Raw genomic sequence first — 5,928 nt, forward strand, 5'->3', positions numbered from 1 at the left:
AGTCGGCGGGTCGACACGCGGCGTCTACTGCTGGCGACCGTGGCGCTCGTCGCCACGATCATGGGCAGCACGGCTGTCTCCACCCCAGCCCATGCCGCCTACCCACAGACACCGTTCAGGGAACAAGATTTGAATTTGTCGGGCACTTCCGGCAAATTCATCTGGTATAACCGGTCGGTTCAGGTTGGCGGCGGAGTGACCGGCTCGGGTAATCGGGATTGTGCGGCGGTCGTGTTCACTGCTTACGACTCAAACAATCGGCAGGTGGCGCGCGCCGCACGCCCCGGCGATAACCAGTACAACTGCACTAACCAGCGGTACGGCTTCGGATTCATGCTGGATGCCAGCAACGTAGTAGGCGGCATTCGGAGCATCCGAGTAGACCTATACATTTGGAATATAGAAACCGGTCAGGTCTTTCTCGAGGATTCCGGGCGGTATCCACGGCCATAGGGCCACGCGACCAGCAATCGACACGTCCGCTGCCGCCGACCCAGACGTCGGCGGCAGCGGGCTTGGCGGTATTGGGGACTAAGGGATGTCTCGTAATTCGGTGAAGGCGTTGCCTGGCAACGGTGCTGGTGTCACCCCGCCAGGATGATGTTGTGGAGGTGTGCGATGCCGGAAGCGGTGTCGGCCAATGTGCTGGCGGCGCGGCGGTAGTCGCGCAGGATCTTGAAGCACTTCATGCGGGCCAGGGCGTGTTCGACCTGGGCTCGGACGGTGCGGTGCTGCTTGTTCAGAGCGAGCTTCCAGTCGGGTAGCTCGCTGCCGTCGGCGGGCTTGCGGTACGGGATGATCACCTCGGGATTGCCGCGGTAGGCGCCGTCGGCCATGACCGGTCGTCCGGCCAACTTCTGGTCGATGCCGGAGGTGCGGTAGACGGTAGTGTCGTTGCGGTTGCCGGGCTGCGGATCGCCGAGGGCGACGACGAGGCGGGTGTGGGCGTCGATGGCGACCTGCAGGTTGCTGCTGTAGCGGTAGTTCTTGCTCTGCGCGGCCAGCCGGTGGTCCCGGGTCGGGATGAGGGTGCCCGTGAAGTAGTCACCAGGGCGCGTGCTCTGCAGAACGCCCGTTGGGACCTCAACGCGCTGGAGCGCCTCGAACCCGCGGACGAACTGAACTCTGCCGTGCAGCGCGACGTCGCCGGCCTGGGCCGCGCCGGCCGGATCGTCACGAGGCTTCCTTCCGCGCCGCATGACGTGCTCGGCTGGGCGGCGGCGTTAACCGAGCCCGATTGACACACCGTCGCCGCGGCCGCCCTTCGCGCCGGCGCCGACCACCCCGGCGCGGCCACACTTCTCAAGCTGCTCGACGGGCCGGAACGCACCTCGGCCGCGCGCGACATCCGGCAGACCGTCCGCCGCCTGCGCAAGACCTGGCTGCTCGACCCCGCGACCGACAATCCGCATCTCACCAAGATGATCGCAGCGGAACTGACCGCCGCGCTTGGCTACCTCGGCCGCTCGCCGGATGGCCTGCCGCGTCTCATCGGCATGACCGAGGCCGCCGACCGAGAGGCGTTTCTGGCGCTGGTCGAGAACCGCGCCCCTTTCACCGACACCGAGCTTGCCAACTGCTGGTCGCGCCTTGACGGTTTCGTCCGGCCTCAGATCCCAGGCGTCGTGCGGGACGAGCAGATCGCCGTCCAGCAGGCGGAGATATCCGCGGCGGGGCAGCGCTTCGACGAGGCGATCGTCGCCCGTCAGGCCGCCGAATCGGCGCTGAAGGCGACTCCGATGAGTTCATTCGTCCCCCATCTGGCCCGTGCCGCGGGCGCGATGCCCGGCGTACCTGGCGCCGCGGAACGGGATCGCCCAATCAGAGCCGGCTTACCACTCACGCTCCTGCGGCGTCGCACCACGCGCACCGCGATCGGACCCGAACGCCAGCTATTCAAAGTGCCGGTCGTCGACCGGAACCAACAACAGACGGGCGGGTTCCGCATCGATCGCCGCCGTAGTGGCCCACGGCCTAGCCGAGCGTCATGCACTGCGCCATCGACCGAATCGAGGCGTGCGCGTGGTGGGTGGCCGACAGGCAGCGCCCGGCGACCACGAGATTGTCCAGCTCCACCGGCAGCAGGCGGCGGAACGGAACCCGATAGGTCTGCCCCGACGGGGCGTCCGCCGACGTACGCCCAGATCGTCGACTCGGTTGCCCGCCTTGGTCGCGACCACCGGCCCGGTGACCGCCGGCCCTCGCGGCCGACGCCGGTGAGCGTGGCGTGCAGCAGCACGGCGACCCCGGCCGCCTCGGTCAGGTCGTCCCAGACGAGCTTGAGCGCCTCGGGTTCATAGGTGACCCCGGTCCCGGCGCCGTAGGTGCTCGGACGTCCGAAGGCGTCGCTGGAGTTGAGGAGGCGCCGCCCGACCTCCCAGCCGACGCCCCCGACGACCCGCTCGCCGCCCGCCCCCGGGCGCGAAGAAGCCGTAGAACCATCAGAGTTGGCGATTCTCGTGAGTAAACGACGCGCGCAGCGAGTATCTCACCCTGGACAACCGCGAGAGTTGCGGCAGACGTGCCATTGAGACTGACGGCCGTTGGGTCGGCCGGAAATCACGCCACCTCGAACTCTCGCATGTACTCGGCCAGTTCGGGGACGGTCGCAAGCGCTTGGGGGTCGACACTCGCCCGGATCAGATCGGCCTCCTCGTCCCCCCGTTGACCTTCGAGGATGACGACGACGAAATTGGTCGAGAGCGAGTCGTGGATGCCACCCCGGCGAGCGGTCGCGGTCATCGCCTTGCAGACCCTGGCTATGGCACCGTCGTGTGCCACCTCAAGCGCGTCCCCCGCCGCGTCGCGTTCGGCATCAGTGCTGGCGGGCGCGAGGAACTCCTCGGTAAGGCGGTGGTACCACGGCCGCATCGCCTCGCTCGCGGCGTCCAGTACGTCCCACCGCCACTCCGGCGGGGCGAACCGCGTCGAGTACCCGTGGTTCCGGTGCACCGCCGCCTCGGTGTTGGCGGCAAAGGCCGGCGAGAGGATCTTGTCGTCGTCGCTGTAGAAGAGGTGGAAGGCTGCGGCGTACAGCCGCTCGCCCGGATGCGCCACAGCGAGGTCGGCCAGGATGCGGCATCCGCTGTCATGCCATGCCGTCCCGAAGGCGTCCCAATCCACCAGCGCACGCTACCGCGTCTCCCGCCCACCAACATGAGTAGGCCCACTTCGATCGAGTTGCCAGCGGCGACGGCGAAGGCGAGCAGCCCTCTTGCACCGCCGGAAGATTCGCCTCGACACCCGGGTCGGTGGTCACCGCAAGCAGTCAGGGCACCCCTGCGCCGCGCCGCTCATCGGCTCCCTTTGGTGCCGGCTGGTGGTACGACCGCAGCCCGGCCGGCTAGAGCGGGCCTTCGAGTTCGGCGGCGCGGCGGTGGCTTGTCTCGGGACCATCAAGTTTCTGTCCGTCGGCGACGGTTACCATGAAGGGCCACGGCTGGCCAGGCCGGGCCGATGGGGCACTACCGGGCTGACGAATCAGCAGCCAACGGCATTGCCGCCTCGCCGGGTGTCTTGCTTTAGCCAAGCGCTTCGACAATCTTGCCGTCCCGGACCGCATGAGGTTGACACCGCGCACGTAACCAGCGGCGCCGCTGCCGTACCGGTAGCGCCACCGGATGCCGGCACGGCCTCTACCGTTCTTCGACGGACACTCGGCCCGGAACTCATTAAGTTTCCGTTCAGTCAAGCTCGGGCTGAACCGTGCTCTCGACGCGTCTGCACCGTTCTCTGTGGCAGCCGGGAGGTAGCCCCGACAGGTACCACCGACGGTGCCGATTAGCCCGGACCCGTAGGGCGAGCCCGAGGCGGGTCGGGACGGATCGTAGAGTCTGGTCGTGGCGGTGATCGTTCGACCGTATGCCGACGTGGATGCTCCGGCAGTAGCAGCGCTCCTGAACGAGGTCGAGGTTCACTTTGGTGGACCGCCGCTGTTTGGTCCGCACGAGGTGCGCGGCTGGATGCGGGAGATTCGGGATGTGGATCTGGATACTCGGCTGGCGGTCACTGCGGATGGCACGGCTGTCGGGTACGGGCTGGTCTCAGTGCCAGCGGATGGAGGTCAGCAGGCCAGCCTGAAGGGCGCCGTTCATCCGGCATGGCGTGGTCGAGGCATCGGTCGGGACCTCCTGGCGTGGCAGCTCGGGCGCCTTGATGATCTGCATCATCAGATCGCACCGGCAGCCGACTGGACCGCTCGCGCAGGAGCGCACCGTCAAGACACCGCCGCGCGCCGTCTGCTTGAGCGCGTGGGTTTCGCTCCGGTTCGGTACTGGTTCGGCATGGAGGCGCAGACCCCGGCAGCGGCGGCTGACGGCGCCCTGCCAGACGGGCTGCGGGTTCAGAGCGCTGCGGATGTCGACCCGGCGGCACTCTACGCGGCGCATCTGGAAGCCTTCGCCGGGCACTTCGGGTTCGAGCCCCACGGCATGCAGGAGTGGACAGCCCAAACCATATCGTCGATCGGCTTCCGGCCAGACCTGTCCCGGATCGTGTACGGCGACGAGATCGTCGCCTATGTCCTGTCCTTCGACGACGAGACCCTGCCCGAGAGTGTGTATGTCGGCGTTGTCGGTACCCGGCCCGCTTGGCGCGGCCGAGGCATAGCCTCGCTCCTGCTCGCTGAGGTACTGGCCGCCGCCGCGACGGCGGGTAAGACAACGGCCCGGTTGAACGTCGATGCGACCAACCCGACCGGGGTGATCAGGATCTACGAGCGGGCGGGTTTCGTGGCGGTGTCCCAGTTCGTCTCCTATTCGAGGTCTCTGGTCATGGTGGCAGGTCCCGCAGGCAGCTAACACCTCCTGGAACGACGACGGTGCTGCCGACCTTCACCCGGCCCGCCCGGACAGCCCACGATCCATCGATGCCATCGCGGCACCGTAGCGAGCCATGACCCCAACGCGACGGACACCCTGTGCCACCTGCCCGGATTGTGCCAACTGCACGCGGACCGGACACGGGGCGTGTCCTGTCCAGACGAAGATGACAAGTCCGCTAGGCGGTGAGCTGGCACGCGCCAACTAAATCTGGACAGAATGGGCGTCGAAAGTCCAGATTTGGTTGGCGGGATCGGTGGATCTTGGCGATCCGGGCCAGCGCGTGACGCAGCCGAGCTGGTCAGCGGTAGTGCACGCGGCAACGAAGGTGTGTCACGCCTTCGCTACAGTAGCGCCATCGTTACGGCGCCAGGACGTCACGCAGCACGGCGGCCAGACGCTCCCGCGCGACGCGCGCGGACTCGGGGTATTCGACGGCCCAGTCGACTTTCACGGCAATCACGCCGTCGGCGTTTGACACGATGATGTCCCCGGCGCGGTGGAATCCGGCGACTCGGTCGCGGATCCTTTGACGCTGCTGCGAGCTCAGTCCAGCGCAAACAGTGACGTCAAGGCTGAGCTCGGTGACGAACCCGCCCAGGGTAGGGTCGGCCCGGCCGATCGCCGGGTCTGCGGGGAGCTTCCAACGCAGGTCGTCTTCGGGGATGATGACCGATTTATTGACGTGAAGTCCGGATGACATCTACTTATGGTCACACCGCCGTCCGTCCCCGGCCCAGGGTCTCGGCGTAGTTGCCTGGTGCCGCGTACCGTCCCTCCGCTACGTACCCGACTGCGAACCCCATCGAGCGACCAGCCAGGCGCCACACCGCACGGCCGGCAGCGTCATCCCGCCGAGAATTCTCAACCGACCAGCGCCCCATCGATTGTCCGGTCCCAGAAATTGTGTCGTGGACCCCCGACGATCAGCCCCACCGATGGCGCGATCGCCGTCGGATACCGCCCCGAGCCGGAATACGAGCACGCTCCGTATGTCGTCTGGACCGTCCGGCCGCTGTCCGTATGAACTTGTTCTGGCCCCATCCGTTACCTCGTCGACGTCGGCAAGTGCGTGTGGGTGGTCGGCAGTGGCGGCGGGGGCTCCGCG

4 protein-coding genes and 2 pseudogenes are annotated in these 5,928 nt (G+C 67.3%); 2 read left to right on the forward strand and 4 right to left on the reverse strand.

From position 1 onward, the window contains the following. Window positions 1–453 (forward strand): hypothetical protein (locus Pma05_RS41880; RefSeq protein ID WP_203863103.1); only part of this gene is annotated, 453 nt, incomplete at its 5' end. A gap of 131 nt (window positions 454–584) precedes the next feature. Here the strand turns inward: Pma05_RS41880 and Pma05_RS41885 are convergent. From Pma05_RS41885 to Pma05_RS41895, 3 genes and pseudogenes are all read right to left on the reverse strand, one after another. Continuing rightward, window positions 585–1,034: pseudogene (locus Pma05_RS41885) on the reverse strand (transposase family protein); the annotation flags it as partial. A 940-nt stretch (window positions 1,035–1,974) separates the two neighbouring features. Then, window positions 1,975–2,130, reverse strand: a pseudogene (locus tag Pma05_RS44285) (FAD-dependent oxidoreductase); the annotation flags it as partial. A 429-nt stretch (window positions 2,131–2,559) separates the two neighbouring features. Further along, the gene (locus tag Pma05_RS41895) at window positions 2,560–3,123 is read right to left on the reverse strand and encodes a DUF4303 domain-containing protein (RefSeq protein WP_203863104.1); all 564 of its coding nucleotides are present in this window, start codon (window positions 3,121–3,123) and stop codon (window positions 2,560–2,562) included. A gap of 716 nt (window positions 3,124–3,839) precedes the next feature. Between Pma05_RS41895 and Pma05_RS41900 the strand changes: the two genes are divergently transcribed. Continuing rightward, complete coding sequence (locus tag Pma05_RS41900; protein WP_203863105.1) at window positions 3,840–4,799, forward strand: GNAT family N-acetyltransferase; 960 nt, start codon at window positions 3,840–3,842, stop codon at window positions 4,797–4,799. Between the two features lie 382 nt (window positions 4,800–5,181). On the opposite strand, the gene Pma05_RS41905 is transcribed toward Pma05_RS41900, so the two are convergent. Further along, the gene (locus Pma05_RS41905) at window positions 5,182–5,523 is read right to left on the reverse strand and encodes a hypothetical protein (protein WP_203863106.1); all 342 of its coding nucleotides are present in this window, start codon (window positions 5,521–5,523) and stop codon (window positions 5,182–5,184) included. Between the last annotated feature and the right edge of the window lie 405 nt (window positions 5,524–5,928).

This window comes from Plantactinospora mayteni (genome assembly GCF_016862935.1).
Taxonomy (GTDB): domain Bacteria; phylum Actinomycetota; class Actinomycetes; order Mycobacteriales; family Micromonosporaceae; genus Plantactinospora; species Plantactinospora mayteni.

Coding starts and splice junctions, on each gene's coding strand:
- Pma05_RS41905 (WP_203863106.1), bottom strand. CDS start 5,523: ATGTCATCCGGACTTCACGTCAATAAATCGGTCATCATCCCCGAAGAC.